Annotated in this window: 25 protein-coding genes; 10 read left to right on the forward strand and 15 right to left on the reverse strand. The window is 45.8% G+C overall.

Translation table 11 applies throughout. The features are described from left to right. Positions 1-17 precede the first annotated feature (17 nt). The 4 genes from GDZ68_RS07330 to GDZ68_RS07345 form a co-directional block, all read right to left on the reverse strand. The gene (locus GDZ68_RS07330; RefSeq protein WP_228551036.1) at positions 18-1,124 is read right to left on the reverse strand and encodes a mandelate racemase/muconate lactonizing enzyme family protein; all 1,107 of its coding nucleotides are present in this window, start codon (positions 1,122-1,124) and stop codon (positions 18-20) included. Continuing rightward, a complete protein-coding gene (locus GDZ68_RS07335; protein ID WP_153721625.1) occupies positions 1,121-2,287 on the reverse strand; it encodes a M20 metallopeptidase family protein in 1,167 nt (388 codons plus the stop codon). The genes GDZ68_RS07330 and GDZ68_RS07335 overlap by 4 nt, the downstream gene beginning before the upstream one ends. Positions 2,288-2,307: 20 nt before the next feature. Further along, entirely contained in the window at positions 2,308-3,711 is a 1,404-nt protein-coding gene (locus GDZ68_RS07340) for a YfcC family protein (RefSeq protein WP_376776787.1), read from the reverse strand. 119 nt (positions 3,712-3,830) lie between these two features. Then, positions 3,831-4,718, reverse strand: a complete 888-nt coding sequence (locus GDZ68_RS07345; protein WP_153721627.1) for a LysR family transcriptional regulator — start codon at positions 4,716-4,718, stop codon at positions 3,831-3,833. A 462-nt stretch (positions 4,719-5,180) separates the two neighbouring features. Between GDZ68_RS07345 and GDZ68_RS07350 the strand changes: the two genes are divergently transcribed. The 3 genes from GDZ68_RS07350 (at position 5,181) to GDZ68_RS07360 (ending at position 8,956) form a co-directional block, all read left to right on the forward strand. Then, entirely contained in the window at positions 5,181-6,656 is a 1,476-nt protein-coding gene (locus GDZ68_RS07350; protein WP_153721628.1) for a BCCT family transporter, read from the forward strand. Between the two features lie 158 nt (positions 6,657-6,814). Then, positions 6,815-7,276, forward strand: a complete 462-nt coding sequence (locus GDZ68_RS07355) for a RidA family protein (RefSeq protein WP_153721629.1) — start codon at positions 6,815-6,817, stop codon at positions 7,274-7,276. Between the two features lie 123 nt (positions 7,277-7,399). Then, positions 7,400-8,956: an ABC-F family ATP-binding cassette domain-containing protein gene (locus GDZ68_RS07360; protein WP_153721630.1), complete on the forward strand. Its 1,557-nt coding sequence runs from the start codon at positions 7,400-7,402 to the stop codon at positions 8,954-8,956. Between the two features lie 89 nt (positions 8,957-9,045). On the opposite strand, the gene GDZ68_RS07365 is transcribed toward GDZ68_RS07360, so the two are convergent. Then, positions 9,046-9,732: a DUF4956 domain-containing protein gene (locus tag GDZ68_RS07365; protein ID WP_228551037.1), complete on the reverse strand. Its 687-nt coding sequence runs from the start codon at positions 9,730-9,732 to the stop codon at positions 9,046-9,048. Continuing rightward, the gene (locus GDZ68_RS07370) at positions 9,701-10,510 is read right to left on the reverse strand and encodes a polyphosphate polymerase domain-containing protein (RefSeq protein WP_153721631.1); all 810 of its coding nucleotides are present in this window, start codon (positions 10,508-10,510) and stop codon (positions 9,701-9,703) included. The genes GDZ68_RS07365 and GDZ68_RS07370 overlap by 32 nt, the downstream gene beginning before the upstream one ends. 302 nt (positions 10,511-10,812) lie before the next feature. Here GDZ68_RS07370 and pxpB point away from each other — a divergent pair, with 302 nt between their 5' ends. The 6 genes from pxpB to GDZ68_RS07400 all read left to right on the forward strand — a co-directional run bounded on the left by pxpB (position 10,813) and on the right by GDZ68_RS07400 (position 16,389). Beyond that, a complete protein-coding gene (gene pxpB / locus GDZ68_RS07375; protein ID WP_153721632.1) occupies positions 10,813-11,529 on the forward strand; it encodes a 5-oxoprolinase subunit PxpB in 717 nt (238 codons plus the stop codon). Continuing rightward, the gene (locus GDZ68_RS07380; RefSeq protein WP_153721633.1) at positions 11,529-12,488 is read left to right on the forward strand and encodes a 5-oxoprolinase subunit C family protein; all 960 of its coding nucleotides are present in this window, start codon (positions 11,529-11,531) and stop codon (positions 12,486-12,488) included. Before pxpB ends, GDZ68_RS07380 begins: the two co-directional genes overlap by 1 nt. A 104-nt stretch (positions 12,489-12,592) precedes the next feature. Continuing rightward, positions 12,593-13,639 (forward strand): TRAP transporter substrate-binding protein, encoded by a 1,047-nt coding sequence (gene dctP, locus GDZ68_RS07385; protein WP_153721634.1) that lies wholly within the window; start codon positions 12,593-12,595, stop codon positions 13,637-13,639. A 111-nt stretch (positions 13,640-13,750) separates the two neighbouring features. Next, a complete protein-coding gene (locus GDZ68_RS07390; RefSeq protein WP_153721635.1) occupies positions 13,751-14,290 on the forward strand; it encodes a TRAP transporter small permease subunit in 540 nt (179 codons plus the stop codon). 34 nt (positions 14,291-14,324) lie between these two features. Then, positions 14,325-15,617: a TRAP transporter large permease gene (locus GDZ68_RS07395; protein ID WP_153721636.1), complete on the forward strand. Its 1,293-nt coding sequence runs from the start codon at positions 14,325-14,327 to the stop codon at positions 15,615-15,617. A 13-nt stretch (positions 15,618-15,630) separates the two neighbouring features. Then, positions 15,631-16,389, forward strand: a complete 759-nt coding sequence (locus tag GDZ68_RS07400; protein ID WP_153721637.1) for a LamB/YcsF family protein — start codon at positions 15,631-15,633, stop codon at positions 16,387-16,389. 235 nt (positions 16,390-16,624) lie between these two features. On the opposite strand, the gene GDZ68_RS07405 is transcribed toward GDZ68_RS07400, so the two are convergent. From GDZ68_RS07405 to GDZ68_RS07420, 4 genes are all read right to left on the reverse strand, one after another. Further along, a complete protein-coding gene (locus GDZ68_RS07405) occupies positions 16,625-17,632 on the reverse strand; it encodes a FecCD family ABC transporter permease (protein WP_153721638.1) in 1,008 nt (335 codons plus the stop codon). Further along, positions 17,629-18,636, reverse strand: coding sequence for a FecCD family ABC transporter permease (locus tag GDZ68_RS07410; protein ID WP_153721639.1), 1,008 nt, complete (start codon positions 18,634-18,636; stop codon positions 17,629-17,631). The genes GDZ68_RS07405 and GDZ68_RS07410 overlap by 4 nt, the downstream gene beginning before the upstream one ends. A gap of 76 nt (positions 18,637-18,712) precedes the next feature. After that, the gene (locus GDZ68_RS07415) at positions 18,713-19,645 is read right to left on the reverse strand and encodes an iron-hydroxamate ABC transporter substrate-binding protein (protein ID WP_153721727.1); all 933 of its coding nucleotides are present in this window, start codon (positions 19,643-19,645) and stop codon (positions 18,713-18,715) included. Continuing rightward, positions 19,645-20,442, reverse strand: a complete 798-nt coding sequence (locus tag GDZ68_RS07420) for an ABC transporter ATP-binding protein (RefSeq protein ID WP_153721728.1) — start codon at positions 20,440-20,442, stop codon at positions 19,645-19,647. Before GDZ68_RS07420 ends, GDZ68_RS07415 begins: the two co-directional genes overlap by 1 nt. Positions 20,443-20,562: 120 nt before the next feature. Here GDZ68_RS07420 and GDZ68_RS07425 point away from each other — a divergent pair, with 120 nt between their 5' ends. Beyond that, a complete protein-coding gene (locus tag GDZ68_RS07425; RefSeq protein WP_153721640.1) occupies positions 20,563-21,609 on the forward strand; it encodes an NAD(P)/FAD-dependent oxidoreductase in 1,047 nt (348 codons plus the stop codon). Positions 21,610-21,613: 4 nt separating this feature from the next. Here GDZ68_RS07425 and GDZ68_RS07430 read toward each other — a convergent pair whose 3' ends face one another. From GDZ68_RS07430 to GDZ68_RS07450, 5 genes are all read right to left on the reverse strand, one after another. Then, positions 21,614-22,360 carry an alpha/beta fold hydrolase gene (locus tag GDZ68_RS07430; protein WP_153721641.1) on the reverse strand — a complete coding sequence of 249 codons (747 nt, stop codon included), beginning with the start codon at positions 22,358-22,360 and terminating at the stop codon, positions 21,614-21,616. 19 nt (positions 22,361-22,379) lie between these two features. Continuing rightward, a complete protein-coding gene (locus tag GDZ68_RS07435; RefSeq protein ID WP_153721729.1) occupies positions 22,380-23,000 on the reverse strand; it encodes an MOSC domain-containing protein in 621 nt (206 codons plus the stop codon). A gap of 442 nt (positions 23,001-23,442) precedes the next feature. Beyond that, complete coding sequence (locus GDZ68_RS07440) at positions 23,443-23,904, reverse strand: spore coat protein (RefSeq protein ID WP_153721642.1); 462 nt, start codon at positions 23,902-23,904, stop codon at positions 23,443-23,445. 67 nt (positions 23,905-23,971) lie between these two features. After that, complete coding sequence (locus GDZ68_RS07445; protein ID WP_153721643.1) at positions 23,972-24,304, reverse strand: hypothetical protein; 333 nt, start codon at positions 24,302-24,304, stop codon at positions 23,972-23,974. A 141-nt stretch (positions 24,305-24,445) separates the two neighbouring features. Continuing rightward, a complete protein-coding gene (locus GDZ68_RS07450) occupies positions 24,446-24,778 on the reverse strand; it encodes a DUF5658 family protein (protein WP_153721644.1) in 333 nt (110 codons plus the stop codon). Positions 24,779-25,086 lie beyond the last annotated feature (308 nt).

Consider the following 25,086-nt stretch of genomic DNA (forward strand, 5'->3'; position numbering starts at 1 on the left):
CGCACACAGGCACCCGTTTACTGAACCGTGCAAGAGAACTTTGTAATCTCCTGCACATAATTTTCATCAACTGTAATGCCCAATCCCGGAAGGCCGCTGAAATGAAGTATATCGTTGTCAAATATAGTCACTGCCACATCTTTTGTGAAATTCAGCGGTCCGACCATTTCATTAGACTTGATATTAGACTGCGCTTTTACCAGGTGGGCACCTGCCATCGTGCCGATAGCAGATTCCACCATAGAACCGAGCTGGCAAGGCATGCCGGCCGCTGCCGCCATACTGGTTACGGCCAGTGCCGGATAAATTCCACCGGCTTTCATCAGCTTGATATTGACGAGATCGGCCGCCCGAAGCTCAATAACTTGTAATAAATCAACTGTGTTGCCGGCGCCTTCATCGACCATAATCGGAACAGGGGAGACGGCTCGGATTTCGGCCAGCGATTTCAGGTCGTGCGCAGCAACGGGCTGTTCAAACCAGTCCACCTGACAATCTGCCGTTTCACGAATGATGTGCAAGGTCTCGTGGCGGTTCCATCCTTGGTTGGCGTCCACGCGCAGCTGGACCTCTTTTCCGATTGCCTGCCGGACTTGCCGGATGCGTTCGATATCTGTAGCTGCGTCAGTGCCGACTTTGATCTTAATGCTGCGGAATCCTTCTGCGACATAGCGGCGTGCATCTTCTGCCATATCAGCAGGCGGTTTAATGCTCAGCACTTGAGGAACTGTTATTTCCTCATGAGAACTGCCGCCGAGCAATTGATAAAGCGGCAAATTTGCTGCTTTACCCATGAGGTCATAAAGGGCGATATCGAGCGCGGCCTTAGCGGAAGGCGTCCCCAAAATCTTTTTCGCAAACTGTTGATGGATCTTGTCGATGGAAAAAGGACTTTCTCCAATTAATAACGGGGCAAGTTCTTTTTCAATGACATGATAGGTGCTTTCCCACGTCTCGCCTGTCACGTTCTGATCGGGCACTGCTTCGCCCCAGCCGTCAAATCCATTGTCTGTTTCTACTCGGACGAATATGGTTGGCATGTCTTCCAGCCGCACATAAGAAATGACAAAAGGTTCTTTAAGCGGCAGGCGCGCCGCAAATATATCGATTTTTTTAATAATCATAATGATTCTTCCTTAAACTGCTGTAAGATTTCAATGAAGACTCGAATGGCATCAGGAATCATCTCTTCATCAATATTGAATTTCGGGTGATGGTGTGGATAGGCACTGGTTTCGCTCGCCATTCCGACAAATAGATAGGCGCCTGGCTTCTCTTGTAAATAGTAAGCGAAATCCTCTCCGCCCATCGTGGGCTCAATGAGTTCCACTCTGTCCTTACCAAACGTATCGGTCAGCACTTGTTCGACAAAGCGCGCCTGCACTTCGTCATTGACGAGAGGGGGAGTCCCGACGATGAACTCCACTTGCGCAGCGGCCCCGAATGCCTGGCAAATCCCTTCTGACATTCGGACCATTTGCTGTTTGATCGTCGCGACAGCTTCCGGTGTTAGCGCCCGAATTGTACCGGTCAGCTTCGCGCTATTTGGAATGACGTTTGGTGAGCTGCCAGCTTCGACTTTGCCTACCGTAATGATCGCGGCATCCAACGGGTTCAGTTTTTGACTGATAATATTTTGAAATGCCTGAATGACATGTGTGGAAATATAGATCGGATCCACGGCTTCATGAGGTGCCGAACCGTGGCCGCCCGAGCCTGTGATCGTAATCTCAAAGTCGTCGATTGAAGCCATCATTGGTCCGTGTGTAATACCGAACAGGCCTTTTTTCATCCCTTGCCACAAATGAAGACCGAACACTGCGTCGACATCTTCTAAAACGCCTTGTGCCACCAGAGCCTGTGCACCGCTTGGAGTGATTTCTTCGGCAGACTGGAATAGCAGATAAACATTCGGCTGGACGGCGTCCCGATTGGCAGCCAGCCATTCCGCTACGGCCAGCAAGACTGCGGTATGTCCGTCATGCCCGCACATATGGGAGATGCCTGGACGTGTGGAAGCGTACGGCAGGTCTCCTTCTTCTTGGATCGGAAGCGCGTCGATATCTGCCCGCAGTGCGATAGTTTTCCCGCCGCTTGTTCCTTTAACGAAGCCGACAATACTCGGCAATGCATAATCCAGAATTTCAATTTCAAGCCCTTCAAGACGTTTCCGTATCATGTCACAAGTTTCGTATTCCTCACCTGAAAGCTCAGGATATTGATGTAAATGTCTTCTGTCCTGAATCGCCTGTTCAGCCAGGGATTCAATGGTTGGTTGATTAATCATGAAAATCCTCCTTCATTTCATTAGAAAGGTCCGTATTGAATAAATTGTGCAATTAGCAGTGCGATAATCGCGATGGTGACCTGGATCAGCATAAAAGGGAAGACCCATCTTACCCACTTAGTCCAGGAAATACCGACCATTGCGAGTCCTGCCATCAAGAAACTGACGGTAGGAAAAATAAGATTCGACATTCCGTCGCCAAGCTGGAATGCGAGTACAGCAGTTTGGCGCGTTACGTCTGTCATATCAGCCAGCGGAGCCATAATTGGCATCGTCAGCGCGGCTTGCCCGCTTCCGGAAGGCACCAGGAAATTCAGGCCTAATTGGAAGATGAACATGCCGACTGCATTGAGGGCAGCGGGAAGGACATCGAGTACACCGGCTGTATAATAAAGGATTGTATCTAATAACTGCGCATCCTTAAATGTCACTAAAATGGTCTGTGCCAGTCCGATAATTAAGGCGCCGCCGATTAATTGGCCGGCTCCGTGCACAAAGCTGTCTGCAATTTCAGAAGGGCGCAGTCTGCCGGCCAGTCCCATAAACACGCCGAACATGAGAAATAACCCTGCAATCTCTGTGATGTACCAGTCTAATTTAATGACGCCGAACATGAGAATGACGAAATTCAGCAAGAATATGAGCAATACCAGTTTATGCCGTGCAGCCATTGTGCCGGATAAACCGTCAAGTTTGTCCTGCTTGCCAGCCGGGTAGTTGCCGTAAAGCCCGATTGACGGATCTTTTTGTACTTTTCCTGCATAGCGGTACACATACCAGACGGCTGCTATGTAAAGGACGATAAATAAGACAATGCGGAAGAAAATGCCCGAGAACGTAGGCAGTCCCGCCAAATCCTGCGCAATCCCGACTGTGAAGGGGTTCATGACGGCAGATGAAAATCCGACAGAAGCGCCGAGTGTGACGATCGCAAAACCGGTAATTGCATCAAATCCCAGTGCGACAGCCAGCGGGGCCAATATTCCGATATAAACAATCGTTTCATCTGACATGCCCATTAACGATCCTGCACAGGCAAAGAAGAACATCAGGACAGGGATCACTAGTTTTCCGCGATGTGCCATTTTGACCGACAGCATCGTAATGAACGCATCCAATGCCCCGGTTGCAGTCAAAATTCCAAACGAACCTCCTACAATCAGTACGAAAAAGATGATCGAAGCGCCCAGCACCATCCCTGAATGAATATTACTGAAAATATCCAAGAACCCGGCCGATTGACCGTCAACGAATGAAAACTGATCAGGCAGAAGCGTTTCTCGGCCGTCCACTACTGTGCGTTCAAATTCGCCAGCAGGTATGACATAGGTCAGACCGGCGGATATAACAATAAGACAAAACAGAAGAACAAAGACATTGATCCCGCTTTTCTCTTTTTTCGGTGTATCACTTGATGATTTCAATGTGCTCACTCTCCAATTCCTGCAAGTTTAAAACAATGAATGCATAAATATAAATTTCTGTTTATTCATTGTATAAGAAACAGAGCAGGAGCGGAAATTAGAGTTTTCAATGGTTACTATTAGAGATCCTTACAGTTAGGGAAGTCAGTGAGAGACCTCCACATGTCGATGGTCAGATCTGTGAACGTACTGACCGTGCTGAAGCCTCTCAGATTTTCAGGATAAATCAGATAGGTAGGCATAGTATGTGAAAACCGGCTCAGTACTTTCAGTTCTTTACGGTGAAGTTCATTTTCAATAATCCGGTCGCTCAGCAATGCAATGCCTGCCTGCCCCATGACCGCTTGTTTAATAGCCTCTTCGCTTCCACATTCAACGATTGTTTTTGGGATACAGTGTATTTCATCCAGACAATTTTGGATGATATCCGTTAAGCCGTAGGTAATAAAAGGATGGGAATCAAACATATTTTGCAAGGGGCTGACGGCTGTCAACAGGGGATTGGCGACCAAAATCAATTCTTCTTCATCGATTAATTGCCTTTCAATCCCGGATTGATATAAATTTCCGGCCACAAAGCCGATATCTGCTTGATTGGAACTGACGAGCTTGAGTGTCTCTTCGCTATTACAGCAAATCAGCTTTAGATTTACATCTGGATATAACTTAATATAGGGACCGATAATATGAGATAAATAGCGTCCGCAGTAAAATTCAGGAGCGGCGATGATTAAGGTGCCTGCCGGCTTCTCCAGTTTTTTCAGCTCTCTTGTCAGGCTGTCCAGCGTCCCAAATAGACTTTCTGTATGACGCTTTACTATACTGCCTGCGGGCGTCAAATACATTTTCTTGCCGACCCGGTTCAGGAGGGTATGACCGAGCTCCATCTCCAGCGACTTTATTTGCTGACTGACCGTAGGCTGACTATAGTTCAGTATCCGGGCTGCTTTGGTGAAGTTTAGATGGGCGGAAACGATGTGAAATGTTTGTAAATGCCGTAAGTCCATCAAGTTCACTTCCTTCCATTAATGAAGACTTATATAAAGTATAGTGTGTAGGGTGCCAGTGCGCAAAATAATCAATGAATGTAAAACTTCAAACGGTTGCACACCAAATAATTTCCCGAGGTTTGGGCATAATAAAAAAACCAGCAAGGGAATAATGAATCTCTAAGCCGGCCTTTTGGGAGGTGCCTGTGTGCCAAACTATTGTGTTAATTCAAACATTCATGTTTGTTCAAACAAACATGAATGTTTCGTGCACAGGCACCCCAGCATGACTTCGTTTCTTCTACTGAAATTTATTTTTTTTATTAAAATATAATCAATGAAAGAACGTTGTCACCACAGTATTTCGGCTATCCTGCATACTAATTAAATTAAAGAAAATTTATTTTTTCATTTGATTTCTTAATTAATGGAGAGTATAGTGTAAAGCTGCTCGTGTAAACTATGGCAACAGGGGGAAATATGAAGAAAATATCAAATGTTTTTTACATTACAATAGGGTTAATCATTTTAGCAGTTGGATATGGTGTTATTGATCCTGAGCATTTTGAACAAATTACGAATTCAGGTAAAGCATTCGTGGCGTCTACATTCGGCTGGTATTATATGCTGCTCATGACGGCGCTCTTATTACTCAGTATTTTCATGATTTTCAGTCCGTACGGTAAAATCCGTCTCGGAAAGGATACAGATCGTCCGCAGTTCTCTACAATTACATGGATTGCCATGCTGTTCTCTGCTGGTATGGGAATTGGTTTAGTTTTCTATGGCGCTGCAGAACCCTTGTCCCATTACGCTGTCCCGGCAACTGAAGATCCATTTACAGCTGCTGCATTTAAAGAAGCTATGCGGAAAACATTTTTACATTATGGCCTTCACATCTGGGCACTGTATGGAATGGTCGCTTTGGCTTTGGCATACTTCCAGTTTAGAAAAGGTGAACCTGGTTTAATTTCAGCAACATTGAAGCCGATTTTCGGAGCGAAAATGAAAGGTCCTTGGGGGACAGTTATTGATGTGCTTGCTGTATTTGCAACTGCTTTTGGCGTAGCCACATCCCTCGGCTTCGGTGCTGTTCAAATTAACGCAGGTCTGGATTATTTATTCGGGTTTTCGATTGGCATCAAGTCACAATTTATCATCGTGACCGTTGTGACGTTCTTATTCATTGGATCTGCTTGGTCGGGACTGAATAAAGGAATTCGTTACTTATCAAATACCAATTTACTATTGGCAGTCGCGCTTTTAGGATTAATTTTAATATTAGGGCCCACACTGCTGATCCTGAATATGTTCACTGATTCAGTAGGCGGTTATTTTACACATCTTATTGATATGAGTATGGGTACAGCCCCGTTGAACGGAGAAAATCGGGGCTGGCTCGATGGCTGGACAATATTCTACTGGGCCTGGTGGATTTCTTGGTCCCCATTCGTCAGTATGTTTATTGCGCGTATTTCAAAAGGACGGACAATCCGTGAGTTTATGGCAGGCGTTCTGCTTGTCCCTTCATTCTTTGGTTTCATCTGGTTTGCTGCATTCGGTACGACAGCAATCGATATACAGAATGCAGGGAATGTAAACTTGGCGGCACTCGATATTGAGTTAGTCATATTCGAGATGTTTAATGAGCTTCCATTAGGAACAGTGATTTCATTATTCGCGATCCTTCTGGTAACTTCCTTCTTCATCACTTCCGCAGACTCGGCAACCTACGTACTCGGTATGCAGTCGACATACGGTTCTCTGACACCGCCAAACTCGGTGAAGGTCATCTGGGGTATTATTCAATCCTCTATTGCGCTGATTTTGCTTTCAGTAGGCGGACTGGCAGCCTTGCAGAACACCATAATTATTGCGGCCCTGCCGTTTTCGTTCGTCATCGTATTTATGATGTTCGCACTGTTTAAATCACTGAACCAAGAACTTGATTCTTAATAATAAAAGGAACATGCGATATGCGTGTTCCTTTTTTCGTTATTGATCAATCTAGCAGCGCCGCGGGTATAAAATCTTTTCGTTTTTGAAATACTTTTGACCGTTTTTGTATGACATGTTACGATCGAGTCACTATTTTACTTACTGGAGGCTGTTTAATGAACATCAACGAAAAACTTGAAGAGTTGGGGATTCAACTGCCGCCGCCCTCACGTCCTATGGCGAACTACGAAATGTCGGCGCGTATCGGCAATGCGCTGTATTCTTCAGGTGCAGGCTATATGAAGGACGGGAATCCGGCAATGACAGGAAAGCTTGGCGCCGATGTTTCGATGGATCAGGGTTATCAGGCTGCACGAGGGACTGCACTGCAGTTACTGAGTAATCTGCAGGATGAACTGGGCTCGCTTGATAAAATCAAAAGTTTCGTGAAAATTCTTGGCTTTGTTAATTCGACAGATGATTTCATTCGCCAGCCGGAAGTGATCAACGGTGCATCGGACGTCATTATTGAAGTGTTTGGTGATAAAGGAAAGCATGCCCGTTCTGCAATCGGGGTGAACACTTTGCCGTTTGATATACCCGTTGAAATTGAACTGATTGTTGAATTGGAAGACTGAAGCGAAAAACCAGCCAATTGTATCAGGCTGGTTTTCTGTTTTATAAAGCAATTGAGGGCGCTGGGTGGTAAAATAAAGGAAAGCATAGGGTAGTCCTAAAATAAAAAGGAACAGGTGTACAACATGAGTTTATTAACAGTAAAAAATATCAGCCACGGTTTCGGAGACCGGGCGATTTTTGACGATGTGTCATTCCGTTTATTGGCAGGAGAACATATCGGATTAGTGGGTGCGAACGGCGAAGGAAAGTCCACTTTCATGAATATTATCACGCATAAACTTGAACCGGATGCCGGTACAGTTGAATGGTCAAAGCGTGTGCGCATCGGGTATTTGGACCAGCATGCCGTACTGAAGCAGGGGATGTCCATCCGTGATGTACTGCGCACGGCGTTCCAGTATTTATACGATATGGAAACGGAGATGAATGAGCTCTTTGCCAAGATGGGTGAAGTGGAGCCTGATGAGCTGGAAAAACTGCTGGAAGAAACAGGGCAGCTGCAGGATGCTCTGGAGCAGAACGGCTTTTACATGATCGACGCAAAAGTGGAAGAGGTGGCGAACGGACTCGGTCTCAATGAATTCGGACTGGACCGCGATGTCCATGATCTCAGCGGCGGACAGCGGACAAAAGTATTGCTGGCAAAATTGCTGCTGGAGACGCCGGATATCTTACTTCTCGATGAGCCGACGAACTATCTGGATGTCGAACATATTGAATGGCTGCGCACTTATTTACAGGAATATCCCGGCGCGTTCATTTTGATTTCGCATGATATTCCCTTTTTGAACAGTGTCATTAATTTGATCTATCATATGGAAAATCAGCAGGTTAATCGCTATCCCGGTGATTACGATGAGTTTCTGCGTGTACATGAAATGAAGCAGCAGCAAGTGGAAGCGGCCTATAAGAAACAGCAGAAGGAAATTGCGAATCTAAAAGACTTTGTCGCACGAAATAAAGCCAACGCCGCGACTAGCCGAATGGCGATGTCTCGTCAGAAGAAGCTGGATAAAATGGACGTCATTGAAATGGATTCCGAGAAACCGAAACCGCATTTTGATTTCAAGACGGCACGGACGCCGGGTAAGTACTTATTCGAATCGACAGGCCTTGTCATCGGCTATGATGAGCCGCTTTCCCAGCCGCTTGATTTAACGATGGAACGCGGACAGAAAATCGCTTTATCAGGTGCAAACGGCATCGGTAAAACGACACTGCTGAAGAGTCTGCTGGGTGAAATTCCGGCATTGCAGGGCAAAGTAGAGCGTGGAGAGCATCTGTCGATTGGCTATTTTGAACAGGAAATGAAAACTGATTCAGACCGCACCTGTCTGGAAGAAATCTGGAGTGAGTTTCCGCACTTTGCGCAGTATGAAGTGCGAGCTGCGTTAGCACGTGTTGGATTAACAACGAAGCATATTGAAAGCAAAGTGAAAGTGCTGAGCGGGGGAGAGCGCGCGAAAGTACGTCTTTGCAAACTGGTGAATCAAGAGACAAACTTGCTGGTTCTCGATGAACCGACGAATCACTTGGATTACGATGCAAAAGAAGAATTAAAACGTGCGTTGAAAGAATATAAAGGCAGTATCTTGCTTATTTCCCATGAACCGGACTTTTATGAAGGCGTGGTCTCTACAATCTGGAACGGAGAAACATGGACAACGAAAATGTTCTAATTGACAATATTCTACAATGTTCCACGTGAAACGTTAAAAAACCCAACCGGATTTTATAAAATGCCGGTTGGGTTTTAAAATACAGAGATTCAGTCCCGCATTTCCAAATAAGAAAGTGATACTTTCAAATTTGCGTTGCGAACACGGATTTCATTGAGCAGGTCCTGATCTTTTGTATCAGTTTTACTGCGGATGGCAAACGTATAGAGAATCATCGTTCCTAAGTTTGTTGTCTCCACTTGCCGAAGCTGATAGGATTCTGTCTTGTCATTCAAGATGTCATCGAATAAGTCTTCGTGGTTCAAATTCTCCGGCACGGTAACTTTTAGAATTTGTGTATCTTTGCCTTTGCCGTAGTCAACTTTGTATAGGAGATAGAAAATCAGACTTGCGAATAATGTTAAGGCAATGGCAAGCGGGAATTGAAACAGCCCTGCAGTCATCCCGACGCACAGTCCGAAGAAAATATATGAAATATCCTTGGCGTTCGTTACAGCGCTCCTGAAACGGATAAGGGAGAATACGGCGAATAAACCAAAGGCAACTCCCGCATTATCACTCACGACATTCATAACAACTGACACGACGACGCTCATCATGATAATCGTATGAACAAACGCCTGTGAATAGCGCTCGCCGGTAAATGTAATCTGGTAAACCTTCGTAATAATTAAGCTGAGAACGGTGGCAAGCGCCATCGCAGAAATACTCATCCACATGGTCGGCGCGGCACCGTCTAATCCGTTAGATGAAAACAAGTTCGTGATCTGATCCATTTTCTATTCCTCCTATAATCGGTTCTTCCAATTCTTTTGGTTCAAAACAGTCGGCATGCGGCAATATATCACTGCTCAGCAGTTCGGTACTCGTGCAAAATTTTGAAGCGCTCCGCTGCTCACATTGCAGTTCCTGTAAGATGCGTGCGAGCCAAAGCGGCACGCTGTGATCGACTTTCACTTCTAGTACGACCAGATCGGGATCTATGAAGTGGTCTCCATATGGTCCGTTTTCAATATGCAGATCTTCCTTGCGGCACCTCAAATCGAAGTCGAATGTGATGCGCAGTTCGGAATCGGTCAGGCCGTGCAGCGCGTGCCGGCTGTACGATACAACCATTTCAGGACGCAAATGATAGAACTTACGGAAGTAATCAATCTCTTTCATGACCTGTGAATTGGATGTTTCGTAGTGATCCAGCCCAGCCTGTCCGTCTTCTTCTAAATAGCGGTAGGCTTCTCCGAGCGGCAAGAGCATGCGTCGTTTATTGACAACTTTCTTATGTTTTTGCTTCACTTCAAAGAATGCCGTGCTGTTGAGATCCGCGTCATCGTATACACGCAAGCGCAGTTTCTGCCGATATTTCAGCTTGTTTTTTGTCTCGAAATAAATGCCTTTTTCCGCATTGTCGAAGTATAGGCTGGTGACGGAATATTTCCCGTCCACGCCATTTTTATCATTGCGCATTTCGGGTTCGATCCTCTCCAAAAGCTCTCTGTATTGGCGGCGTGTGATTAAGTATTTCTGCTCTTTTCTGCTGAATATTTCAATCGCCATGTTGACCTGCTCCTTCCAGTTTGATTCGATAGTCTAAGTATACGAAACGAACATGAGCAGATAGAGAGGGAAAGATTAGAATTTGATGAGAAGAAGTAAATTCATTATGAAAGTGGGCAACGCATAAGGGGAGAGGGATTTCATTCAAATAAGCAAGGTGGAAAAAATTTCAAATCAATTAATGCAAGCGCTTACCTTTCTGCAAATTATAATAATTAAAACATTGACATTATTCTAATTTACTATTATTCTATGTATACTTATTACTAGTCAATTAGGTTTATCGAATAGGAGAATACATTATGCAATTTGATTGTCGGCCTGCAGGTGATTGTGCTGTTTTGATTTCATTTGAACAGAACGTTTCTGAGGACATAAATGAAAAAGTCATCCGATTAACCGAATGCATTCAGAAAGCAGAGATTCATGGGGCAGTGGAATTAGTTCCTGCCTTTGCCTCTTTGATGGTTTACTATAATCCTCTGCAAATCACTTTTAATGAATTGAGGGACCTCATCCAGTCCATAGATGTATCAGAGCCAAGCCGAATGAAAGTAGAGCGGACTGTGCATGAGATTCCGGTATGGTATGGCGGCGAGGCAGGACCTGATCTGTCTTTTATAGCGGAGTATCACAATTTGACAGAAGATGAAGTTATACGGATCCATGCCAAAGAAACCTACCGCGTTTATATGATCGGTTTCGTCCCGGGATTTCCCTATTTGGGAGGATTGGATTCCAGAATACATACACCCCGATTAAAATCACCGAGATTGCAGACACCCGCAGGATCAGTCGGCATTGCCGGTCAGCAGACAGGTATTTATCCACTGAGTACACCGGGAGGCTGGAGAATCATTGGGAGAACTCCTGTACCGCTTTTCAGACCCGAACAGACTGAACGTCCTGTATTGATTTCCGCAGGAGACGCAATCCGCTTTATCCCTATTACAGAAGAGCAATATTCCTCATTACTGAATGAAAACACTCCGCAAAAAAAGGGAGGCAGCCCGATATAATGAAAAGCACGGCAGTATTGGAAGTAATAAAACCTGGAATGCTTACAACTATTCAGGATCTTGGCCGCTCAGGCTATCAGCAATATGGAATTGTAGTGTCAGGCGCAATGGACAAGTATGCCATGCGGATGGCTAATTTATTAACAGGCAATGAAGAAAATGCAGCTGTGCTGGAAATTACGCTGACAGGCCCCGTGTTTACCATTTTAGAAGACTGCAAGATCGCCATAACAGGCGGAAATCTATCTCCTTCCGCTGATGGGAAATCCATTCCTTTGTGGACTGAGATTGATTTGCCAAAGGGTACGGTTTTGAAATTTGGCCCAATTATAGATGGATGCAGAGCATATTTGGCAATTAGGGGAGGGTTTGATTCACCGCTTCTGATGGGCAGCCGCTCAACTTATCTGCGCGCAGAAATTGGCGGGTATAAAGGTAGAAAGCTGCAAAAAGGTGATGTACTCTATACATACGATTCTCCGACAGAAATGAAGAAAGGGTATCGAAAGAGTCTTCACAGTGAGCTGATTCCTGAGTACTCCAATGAAATTATACTGCGGGTCATCAAGGGACCGCAGTGGGATGCTTTTACGCCGGACAGTCAAGAGAAGTTCTTAGCGAGTACTTATGAAATATCTGCTCACTCGGACCGGATGGGCTATCGGCTGCAGGGTGAGCGCTTGGAAACCAACCTTACACAAGAGCAAATTACCGATCCTATTCCTAACGGTGCGATTCAAATACCGAGCAACGGCGAACCGATACTTTTATTAGCAGACAGGCAGACAACAGGCGGGTATCCCAAAATCGGCGTAGTCGTGACGGTCGACTTGTTTAAAATCGCGCAGGGAAAGCCCGGCGACCGTATATCCTTTGAAGCGATTGAAATAGAAGAAAGCCACCTCCTGCTGGCAGAACAGGAAAGCGCTTTCAATTTGCTGTCTGTTAGTAATCGGTGAGTTTACAATAAAAAGATTATAAAACTACGCGACTTTGAAGGAGGGACGAGGTAGTGCTGGATGGAATGTAGTGACAGTAAAATATATGAGGGGGAACTCAAAACATGAAAAAACAAATGACACTTGCAGCATCCGTATTATCTTTATTCTTAGTATTGGCGGGCTGCGGAAATGACAAAGCAGACGGCGACAAAGCCAGCGGAAGCGACGGCGGAAGTTCGGACAAGCCGGTCAGCTGGGTAGCCAACTCTGTATACCCGGAAAACAACCACAATGGCGAAGGACTGAAGGAATTTGCTGAAAAGCTGGATGAAGCAACAGACGGAAAAGTGAAATTGGAAGTACAGCTGGGTGGAGCTCTTGGCTATGAAGGACCTGAGCTTTTATCTGCTGTGCGTGACAACGCAGTACCGGTATCAGATATCTTAACGAGCGGTGTGGCGGGCGATGAGCCTTTATTCGAAATTGTTACATTGCCATTTTTAGTTCAAAGCTTTGATGAAGGAAAAGTTCTGAATGATATTGCACGTCCTTATTTTGACAAAATGGCGGAAGAAAAGTGGAACCAAAAGATTCTTTATATCGCTCCTTGGCCGGCTGCAGGTTTCTGGACAAAGAACGAAGTAAAGTCTTTGGCTGATATGAAAGGTTTGAAGATGCGCACGTATGACAAAAACGGAGCATTGGTAGTAGAAGCTGCTGGCGGAACACCTCACCCGCTGCCGTTCAGTGAAGTGTATTCTTCGTTATCTACCGGCGTAATTGATTCTGTATTGACGTCCACTCCGACTGGGGTAGATGCGAAGTTCTGGGAAGTTCTTGATTACTATGTACCTGCCAACGTAACAATGGCAACAAATTTTGTTTCTGTAAACTTGGACGAACTGAACAAGTTGGATAAGGAAACACAGGACAAAATCATTAATGCAGGCAAGGAAATGGAAGAGAAAATGTGGGAAATCGGTGCAAAGCTAGATAAAGAAATGGAAGCCATCGTTAATGAAAATGGCATCACGACGCTTGAGCCAAGCCAGGAGTTTATGGATAACTTAGCGGAAGTAACAGAAGATATCAGACAGGACTGGCTGAAGACTGCGCCGCCTGAAGCAAAGGAAATCATTGAAAAGTTCAATAAAGAAGTTGGACGTTAATCTGCTTCTTTGAATAGAGTAGAAAGCTCTTGGCGGATTATTCAAAAGAATGCCAAGAGCTTTCTATTGAAATTTGATGAATCTATTTTTTGCGGAAAGGGGATAGACAGCATGAGAAGATTTATACGGATCATCGATGCACTTTCTCAATTTTTTGGGATTCTTGCCGGTATATTTATCATGGCGGGTGTCGTGCTGGTAATGGGTGAGATTGTCGTTCGGAATTTATTCAATGGCACGCTCTATATTACTCAGGAATACACAGCGTATTTCATGGTGGCGATCACCTTTTTCGGTTTAGCCTATACACTTAAAGATAAGGGTCATATCAGACTGGAGTTTTTATACAGGGTAGTGAAGACTGGAAAATCCCGTGCCATGCTAGAGATTTATGCGTTAGTGGTCGGACTCATCTTATTTATTATTATCACCTATGCAACAACGAATTACTTTTTAGATGCTGTTACAACTGGCAAACGTTCTATGCAGATCTCCAAAACGATGCTTGCCATACCACAATTTGCTATGCCTTTTGGTTCTTTACTTATTTCACTTCAGTTTGTCGCGGAAATCTTTAAATGTATCTTGCAGATTAAAAATAAAGATTACGGCGAACAGCATGAAGAAGAAATTGATATACTGGGCCGTTAACAATAGCATTTATTGAGATGAAGGGGGACTAGCCTTGAGTTTAGCCGTTGTATCAATCACATTAATAGGTCTCTTAGTCCTATTCTTAGGAAGTACCATATGGGTGGGCGTCTCGCTGTTTCTTGTGGGAATTGGCGGTTTGATGTTCTTTACGAGCAGCCCTCCGATGACCATCATGAACAATATCCTTTGGAACAACACCAATAGCTCCACTATGCTTGCGTTGCCATTATTCATTTTGATGGGTGAAATTTTATTTCGCAGTAAAATCTCTGAGAATTTGTTCAAAGGACTGACGCCTTGGATCAGTTTTCTGCCGGGCCGCCTGATTCATGTTAATATCGCGGCAAGCAGTCTGTTTGCGGCAGTGAGCGGATCTTCTGCAGCTACGACTGCAACTGTCGGAAAGATCACATTGCCTGAGTTATCGAAACGCAATTACGACCGTTCCCTGAGTTTGGGATCACTTGCCGGGGCGGGAACGCTTGGCTTTCTGATTCCTCCAAGCATGATGATGATCGTCTATGGAATTGTTGCGGATGTCAGTATCGGGAAACTGTTTATCGCAGGAATTGTCCCTGGAATTATCCTGGCGGCCGGATTGAGCGGCTATATCATTATCAGATGCCTAATTAATCCAAGTCTTGCAGTGGGGGACGAGAAATATTCCTGGGCGTACCGGTTCCAGACATTGCCTTTGATTTTGCCGGTCATTGTACTGATCGTGCTTGTATTGGGAAGTATCTATTCCGGTTGGGCGACGCCGACCGAAGCAGCATCCGTGGGTGTTGCCGGATCTTTGGTCTTTGCCTTATTCTCGCGGACGTTAACAATCAGCATTTTCAAGGAAGTCCTGCTGGCAACGGTGAAAACGAGTACGATGATCATGCTGATTGTCGCGGGAGCTTCTTATCTGTCAGTCGTTGTAGGCTACTTGAATATGCCGGCCAAGTTGACGGCGTTTATCTCAGAGATGGGATTATCGAGCTATATGCTGATTGTCATTTTAACAATTATGTACATTATTTTAGGCTGTTTACTGGACGGTTTTTCAATGATTGTGATGACTATGCCGCTGGTGTTGCCATTAATTGTTGCGGCCGGCTTTGACCCGTTGTGGTTCGGTATTTATCTGATCTTTATGATCGAAGTAGCACAAATTACGCCGCCGGTCGGATTTAACTTGTTTGTGATTAACGGGATGGTGGAAGAGGACATATTAACAATCGCAAAATATGCCCTGCCTTCTTTCTTGATCATTCTGCTGATCGTAGCTGTTGTGACCGTCTTCCCGGAAATTATTTTATGGCTGCCAAATAAAATGTAGAGGTGAAGAATGAATGGTGAAAGTAGATTTGAATTGTGATTTGGGAGAGAGTTTCGGAAATTTCAAAGTAGGAAATGACGAGGTGGTCCTGCAATATGTAACATCCGTCAACGTGGCATGCGGCTTTCATGCCGGTGATCCTATTGTGATGCAGAAGACAGTAGAAATGGCGCTGGATAATAACGTGGCAATCGGCGCGCACCCGGGCTTTCCGGATTTATTGGGCTTTGGGCGCAGACAGATGTTCATCACCCCCGCTGAAGCAAAGGCCTATGTACTGTATCAAGTGAGTGCGCTGAACGGTTTTGTAAAAGCGGCAGGCGGCACATTGCAGCATGTCAAACCACATGGTGCATTTTACAATATGGCGGCCAAGGATTATGGGCTGGCACGGGGGATTGCAGAAGGCGTGCATGCAGTGAATCCCGACTTAATTCTCATGGGACTTGCAGGTGGAGAATTAATCCGGGCGGGGAAGGAAGTCGGGCTGCAGACAGCGAGTGAAGTGTTCGGCGACCGCCGGTATACGTCTGACGGCAAGTTGATGGACCGCAGCGTCGAAGGCTCCGTGATTCATGACAAGCAGGCAGCAGCCGATCAGATACTGGATATGGTTCTGCATGGCAAGGTGCGCACGCTCGACGGCGAAGAAGTCCATGTCGAAGCAGACAGCATCTGCGTCCACGGCGATAATTATGAAGCAGTGGAGCTGGTGAAGGAAATTAGAAGATCGCTGACTGAAAAGGGCGTTGAATTGAAGGCACTGCGCTGAGCAGAATGAAAAGAAGGACCATCCGGCACTAGCCGCGGTGGTCCTTCTTTTTATTGTGATTGAAGAAAACAGAGAATGGTGCGGTGAATAGCAGTTTTGGTTCGTTCGTTAAGCTGTTTGGTGCGGTGAGGCAGCCTAAACGCGCGGTTGCGGCGATGTTTGGCTCGTTTCCAGCCGTTTTTGGCGCGGTGACGGACGACTTTCGCGCCCCAACCCTTTCATTCAGCCGCAAATCCTACTTCTTCAACAATAAATAGCAGAAATAAGGTGCCCCGATCAGCGAAACGATGATGCCGGCGGGAATGCCGTCCGGCTCTAAAATATTCCGCCCGATCGTATCCGCCAACAGCAGCAAAAAACTGCCGATCAGAATGGCGATCGGTAAATTCATGCGGTGGCGCGGACCAATGAGGGACTTCGCGATATGAGGCGCCATCAGGCCGACAAATGCAATGCCGCCGGTAACCGATACGGCAGAGGCAGCCAGTGCCACTGCAGTCAGCAGCAAAACCAGGCGCTCGCGCTCTACCGACACCCCGACTCCTGTAGCCAGCGATTCATTCAGCCCTAAAAGATCCAATCGATGGGCTTTATACAAAGCAAAAGGTATCAGTACCAGCAGCCACGGCAACAGCGCCCAGATAAACGGCCAGTCAGTGCCCCAAATGTTACCGGCAATCCATCTGGAAATGAAATCAACCTTTTCCCGTTCAGCCGATGAAATAATGACAACCATGATCCCCGAAAGAGCCATAGAAAATCCAATCCCAACGAGTACAAGCCGCATAGGCTGCAGTCCGGTTTTTCGGCTATACGCAAACAGATAAATGAGGATGGACGTCACCAGTGCTCCTGCAAATCCTGCCAGCGGCAATAGCAGTGAGAATAAACCGGCTTCAATCGGAACGAAAAGGAAAAATAGGGCGATTGCCACACCGGCACCTGAATTAATTCCGATAATTCCGGGGTCAGCCAGATCATTTCGTGTAATTCCTTGTAAAATAGCTCCGGACAGCGCAAGTGCAGCGCCAGCCAGAAGTGTAATAAGTATTCGCGGAAGCCGAATGGAAAACAGGACGAATTCTTCTTTGAACGTTCCCTGGCCTAAAAACACAGGGATGATTCGGTTCCATTCAATCGATGCATAGCCAAGTCCCATCGCAACAGCGCTCAGCAGCAGTATTAAAACAACTAAGCAGCCAACCAGAAGACGCTGTTTTTTTCGTATACGGGGAAGAATCATGAGAATGCGCGGCCTCCTTTACGGACGATCACCAAGAAGAATGGCAGTCCGATCACAGCAATGAGTGCGGCTACCGGCGTTTCAAACGGTGCCTGCAGCGTCCTGCCGAGTATATCCGCCAGCAGCATGAAGCTCCCGCCGATGACGGCCGAAACAGGAATGATGAACCGGTAATCTGTACCGACGATGGCCCTCACAATATGAGGAATCATTAAGCCAACGAACGCCAGATTACCGACTAACGCCACAGCGGACCCTGCCAATAAAATAATGACAACGAAAAGAATCGCCTTAACTTTGAGAGTATTTTGTCCAAGCCCGATTGCCACTTCTTCATTCAGACTCAGCAAAGTCAGCTGGCGGGACAGCAGAACAGCGATGAATATTCCTGCCAGAATGACAGGAACGATTATTTGCAGCTGTCCCCATGTCGTGCCGATGACTCCGCCTGCCGTCCACATGGAAACATTTTTAGAGATTTTAAAATACAGTCCGACTCCTTCTGCAATCGCAAAAAGAAAAGTGGATATGGCAGCACCTGCCAGAATGAGGCGAATTGGCGCAAATCCTCCGCGTTTGGCAGAGGCGATGCCGAAAACCAGAAGAGCACCGGCAGCTGAACCAATGAAACAGGCAATCATAATTCCGAAATAATTAACACCGGGCAGTAATGCGAGAGTGATCGCCAAAGCGGCATTGGCTCCGGCAGTCAGCCCGAGCAGCCCCGGATCTGCAAGTGGATTCCGGGTCATGCCCTGCATGATAGCCCCGGAAACCGCCAGTGCGGCGCCGACAGCCAGCGCGCCGATTTCCCGCGGCATGCGAATTTCCTTCAAAATCATCGCACCGGATTCTTTGCTGCCTGTAAATGACAGCCGTACATCGCGCCATGAAGTGTGAGCGGCGCCAAGCTTCATGGCAAGCATGAAGATAGCCAATAAAAGCAGCATACTGGCCAGCAGTTTTATGCTGAAAGGGATTGTTATTTTTCGCTGTTCTTTCATTTGCTCCGCTCCTTGCCTTTTCCGTTCATTAGAAAAGGATCCCCACTTCCGATGGGAGGGGGATCCTTTTCGATTATTATTTCGTGCCTAAAAAGTGCTCTTTAAAGAATCCAAGCTGATAGTCCAGTGTCAACGGATCGTTGAAATAGAATTCGTCTCCGTTGGCTACAAATACGCGATCATTCTTCACTGCAGGGATATTTTTATAGGTTTCTGTTTCCATGAAGGAATTATCCGCTGCATCGAACATACTCAAGATCATATAATCTCCCGCAAACTCAGGAAGCACTTCAGAGGACAGTGCGTAATAGCCCGGTTCCATCGCCGTTTCTTTTACTTTCTCAGGCATAGCCAGTTTCATTTCCTGATAAAGAATTTCTGTGCCGCGGCCCCAGCTGTCGCCGTAAACATATAAGTCTTTATCAAATTTTTCGACAACAGAAACCGTAGCATCCTCACCGATTTTTTCCTTGATCTCTTTACCTGCATCCTGTGCACGCTGTTTGAAGTCTTCTACCCATTTCGTTGCTTCTTCTTCTTTGTTCAGCAATTTTCCGATTTCTATATGCTGTGTCAGATAATCAAAATTACCGTATGTATACGTCACAGTCGGCGCAATTTCTTTCATTTTGTCAATGTTTTTAGTGGTATTGAACCCGATAATCAAATCGGGTTCAAGCTCGATGATTTTCTCAATATTTTCCTCGGATACCTCTTCCACATCTTGTAAGGCAGACTCAAAGCGGGGATTCGACTTCGACCATGAATCGACGCCGACCAAGTTGACGCCCAGTGACATGACGTTACCGGCAAAACTTGCCAGTACAACAACTCTCTGAGGATCAGCAGGAACTTCCACCGGGCCTTCTTCAGATTCGTACGTAATCGTACCGCTTTTTCCTTCGTCCTCTTTCGGTGCAGATTCAGTCGACTTGTCTTCCTGCTTATTTCCGCAGGCTCCTAAAACCAATGCCATCAGCAACAGTGCCGGCAATATAAACTTTTTCATCATTCATTGTCCCCTTTACATAGATCATATGTAATACATAATGGTTTTCCGGTTCTCGGATCCGTTCCAATCTCTGCGTCAATCCGGAACACTTCACGCAAAATATCCGGCTGGATGACATCCGCACATTGTCCTGCACGGACAATTTCCCCGTCTTTCATGGCGATAATGAAATCGGCAAAACGAGCGGCCTGATTCAAATCATGCAATACCATCACAATCGTGCGCTGCTGTTCTTTGTTCAATTTTTGGAGAAGTTCCAGTACTTCGAGCTGATGCGCCATATCCAGATAGGTTGTCGGTTCGTCGAGAAAGATAATATCTGTTTCCTGTGCGAGAGCCATCGAAATCCAGACCCGCTGCCGCTGACCGCCTGACAGTGCATCGACTTCACGGTATTTGAAACCGCTTGTATTTGTCACATCGAGCGCCCAGTCAATGACTTCAATATCATGTGCCGTCAGCCGTCCCATCGCATTTTGATAGGGGAATCTGCCGTAAGACACCAGTTCACCGACTGTCAAACCGCTTGCGGCTTCCTGTGTCTGCGGAAGAATCGCCATTTTGCGTGCCAGCTTTTTCGTATGCTGTTTTGCAATATCCCCGCCGTCAAGTACGACTTTGCCGGATTGATGAGGGATCAGACGTGTGACCGCTTTTAGAAAGGTGGACTTCCCGCAGCCGTTTGCACCAATAATTGCAGTTATCTGCTGATCCGGTATCTGTACGGATAGATCCTTGACAATGATCCGGTCATCATATGCAATTTGTAAATTTTCCGTGTATAAGCGCACCATTTCCTGAATTCCAGCCTTTCCCGCAAGATAATCGTTGATAATGATTCTCATTTTCAGTACAATGAAAACTATAATTCGAAACGCTGTCATTGTCAAATACTTTTTAAAGGGGAAATTACTGTGAATGAAAAAGATATCTTGGATATTACAATCATTGGCGGGGGACCTGCCGGGCTTTACTCTGCTTTTTACAGCGGTCTGCGGGAAATGAAAGCGAAGATTATTGAATATCAGCCGCAGCTCGGCGGGAAAATTCATGTTTATCCAGAAAAAATGATCTGGGATATTGGAGGCGTTACACCGGCACCCGGTGCGCAAGTAATCGAACGGCTGGTAACACAGGGGCTGACTTTTAATCCGGAAGTCGTGCTGAATGAGAAAATCACACATATTGAAAAGTCAGAGGAAGGATATTTCATTCTGCAGGCCGCTTCAGGAACCATTCATTACAGTAAAACGATTATTTTGGCGACAGGTACAGGAATTTTGAATCCACAAAAGATTGAGGTGGAAGGGGCAGAACGTTTTGAAGTGACCAACTTAAATTATACAGTGAAGTCATTGGGCCGTTTCAAAGGAAAGACGGTCCTGATTTCAGGCGGAGGAAATGCAGCAATCGACTGGGCCAATGAACTGCAGCCGATTGCTGAGAAGGTTTATTTAACGTATCGCAAAGATAATTTGAATGGGCATGAAGCGCAGGTGAGGCAGTTGCTCGAAAGCGGAGTGGAATGCCATTTCAATACGAATATTTCCCGTTTCATTGCTTCGGACGATCATAGCAGAATTGAGAAAGTGGAGCTTCAGCACAATGAAGACGGTTCTCATATAGCGGTCAACGTTGACGAAGTAATCATCAATCACGGCTATGAGCGGGATACTTCCTTGATCGGTGACCAGCAGCTCGGCATTCAATTGAACGAGCATCAGCAAATTGCCGGTACTTGCAAGAGTGCGACATCGGTTGACGGCATGTTTGCGGCGGGTGACGTATTGAGTCATGAAAGTAAAGTCCACTTAATTGCAGGTGCATTCCAGGACGCTGCAAATGCGGTGAACTGCGCAAAAACCTATATAGACCCGCAGGCCAATGAAAACGGAATGGTTTCTTCGCATAACGAGCTGTTTAAAGAGAAAAACCGTGAATTAATCAAGCAGCTTATTTGAAGTATTAAAGCGAATTCTGAAGCCAGCGGGACAGCAGCCGGTTAAACGCGTCAGGCTGTGCGACAGGGAATCCGTGCCCCATATCTGATATTAAAATAGATTGAGAACCAGGCAGCCTGGAAAGCAGTGCCGCCGAGTCTTTCACCTGCCGGGTTTCTTTCGTGCCGACAGTTGCCAGAAGACGTGTAGTGCTGCCTGCCAGGTTTTCCGGCAATGAGTAAGCAAGGTTTTCCTGCAGCATTTCCGTCAATGTCCCGCTTTTCATTTTCTTACTGGTTGCATAATATGATTCAAAGTACTCTCCATTTACATACAGCTGCCGCGCCTGAATCCTGGCGAACTGCCGGCTTTGTATGAGCGGATAAGTCAATCTGATCATCGGTTTGATGAAAGGGACAGCGTACTTCATTGGTTTTACTAATGCACTGTTGATCATGGCAGAATGAAAGAAATCCGGTGCCAGATGGATCATTTCCAGACAGACTTGTGCGCCGATGGAAAATCCTGCGAGATGTATGGGTTTGCCAAAGTCTTTTTGCGCAAGCAGTGCCAGCATCTCCTCGGCATTTTCACGGATTGAAAACCCGCTGTCTCCGCTGCGGGCACCATGTCCTTGAAGTGTGGGCACTAAAATATGAAAATCCTCACTGAAATAGGGGATTTGCTGCTGCCACATCCATGCGTCCACACCTCCGCCATGAATGAACAGCAAGATTTCACCTGCTGTATTGCCGTATTCTTCATAGATCATTCTGCTGTCATCCTTTCCATCAGACTGTCTGAAGTTTTTCCATGCGTGCTGCCAATTTCTTCTGCCATTCTGCTGCTAATGCGTCGACTGCTGTGATTTTATTCATCGCTTCCAAATCACGTGTGCCTCTAAAATAGATTTCATTTGCATAGAGAATCGAAACTGCATGAGGATCGCGTTCCAGAAGGGTAATCATTGAATCGGAGCATACGATGCCTTCTTTCAATGTCCGGCATAAATAGCCGGTGAATCCTGTATCAATCAGTTTCTTCATAAGATCTGGCAGGCCTGTCCGCATATTGATCGTGCTGCAGGGTACCCGTCCCTGTGTGACTTGGATGACGGCATCGCCCACTTGGAAGATATCTCCGATGCACACATCTTCTTCGAGCATTCCGGACACCGTTAAGTTTTCTCCGAACGTGGAAGAGGGCAATGTGCAGGCAAATTCCTTTTCCCAGTAAGCATAATGTTCAAAAGGATAGATACATACCGCACGATCAGGTCCGCCGTGGTGCTTCGTGTCCGCAATCCCGTCTCCCTGGAATCCGTCTGCAGAAAGAAACGCTTCTTCCGATGATTGCTTGCAAATTGCACTGACATATTCTTTTCCTTGCACAGTCTTCAGACTGCTCGGCATTCCGATGGATAAGGTTCGTAATTCAATTCTGGTTTTCAATAAAACTCCTTCTTTCTATCCGTTTGTTGCTGCTATTATACATGAGGCCCGAGCTATGAAGGAAGCACAATCGTCCCGTATTTACTATGTACATTGCACGAAAGTATTTTGTAACAGCAGAATGAAGCCGGTTTGATCATTAAAGCCACTTTATTGCTCATTAAACTGTGCAACCGCTCATTCGCAGTCCGCGACCGCGCATTCACAGCGTCTGAGTGATCATAAACACTTGCCAAGCGCTCATAACAGCCATTCAACCGCTCATTGAAATTCCTTCTGCCCGAAGAATCAGGTGTGGCCAGAGATTCGACTTCGAGTATTTTACATGAAACACGCACAGAACAGTCGAAACCGAATATACTAGAAATGAAAGATAGGCTATCGCATGGATAGCCTATTTTTCTTACAGAATGTCCAGTTGAGCAACAAGTGCAACCAAAACCTGAAGCAATAGCTGCAATGAAATCGCTACATCTGTGTCTACTGTGGTTACTTCAATATCACGGCTATTGACAATAATCAGTCTCTGCCGGTTTGTCTGGCGAATTTGAGATCTTTCCAACAACTCTGCTGTAACTCTTTCTGCGCGTGAACTGTCAGCGATAGAAATGTTGACAACAATTGCAATGGCAACCTGAAGCGCTGCCTGCAAAGATACGGCAACCTGGGTATCGGTCGTACTGACACGGATATTGCAGGAATCCCGAATGACAATCAGTTCATTAGACAGCTGGTCAATTTCTGAAGAAACTTCTGCGTCAGCCCCTGTATTGTTGTCGTTATCCCCGGAACAAGGGTTGCAGGGGTGCTGTGCAGAAGAATCCAATGCAGACCACTGTTCTTCATCATGTGAATAGTAACTCATAGCTTCATCCCTCCTCTCTCTTACTAGTAAATGCGCAGGAAACCGTTTGAACTGAACGAATTGACCATTAGTTGTTCTCTTTATTTTCATTCGGGTTTTCGCTGCTCTCCTTCTTTTTGGATTTTTTCAGAAATGCCTCTCTGAGCGGATTGACGTCAGACTTCACCGCCTCTGATTCGGCAGTATCCGCCTCAAATGTTGTTTTTGTCTGCAAAAAGTCCTCTACTTGTGTCTTGAGTTGTTCGACGGTCTTCTTCAGGCTTTCTCTCTGCTCGTCGGAAATCCGTCCTTTTGCCTCTTCCGTATTAATCTGGTTTTTTCTAAATAAGTCTGCAATAAAAATTTCCATTAGCTGGCCGGATAATCCGTATAAGTTTTCTCTATGGCTCTTTTCTTCCAATTAATTCACCTCCTATTTCCTATATATATTCAGAATGAAAAGGAACGTCAGGGCGTCTGGCTGCCATATACATATTCCGTGTCTAAACAAAAAGAGCAGCCGAGGGAATAACTCCCTCAACTGCTCTTTCATTTGTGAATATTAGATCGCCACTGCAATCAGCCAGAAAATATGCAGACAGATCACAGTGACATATAGAAACAAGGCGCTCGTTAGCCCGATTCGCAGGAATATTCCCGTTTTGCCGGCTGTCACGAGATACAGCAGCAGAAGCGGCAATCCGATTTTGACCGTGTAATACAGCACAATGCTTTTCTCATACATAAATGAAACGAGCAGATTGGCTTCTTGGATGTGTCCTGCGCGCAATCCATAATCAGTGAAGACAGCATCTAATAAACATAAGCAGGCTAATAGGAAGCTCGCGTTCAATAGGCGGCTTCGTTCGAGCGGCAAGTCTTTTGAGGCATCCATAATCTCCACTCCCAATCAGTATAGTAAATAGATAGGATGAGCAAAAAGTGTATATTTTATTCATATAAATTTCGGATCTTCACCAAAACATGTGCTTGACAGTTTACTTGATGAGCAGTTTGAGATTTTTCGTGATTGCGCAGTATAGAGGAGGTGGAAGGATACCGTTTCCCTGCGTTCCAGGCGGACGCGTGTCCTGCGGGCCCTCGGTGAGCCAAGCGAACAGCGAAGGGTTCGCTTTGCCGTATTTTTGCGCTCTTTGCAAGTATTAAGGCAAACTGTGCTCCTAACGCTACGCTTTTACTCGC

Source organism: Sporosarcina cascadiensis (assembly GCF_009650995.1).
Taxonomy (GTDB): Bacteria; Bacillota; Bacilli; order Bacillales_A; family Planococcaceae; genus Sporosarcina; species Sporosarcina cascadiensis.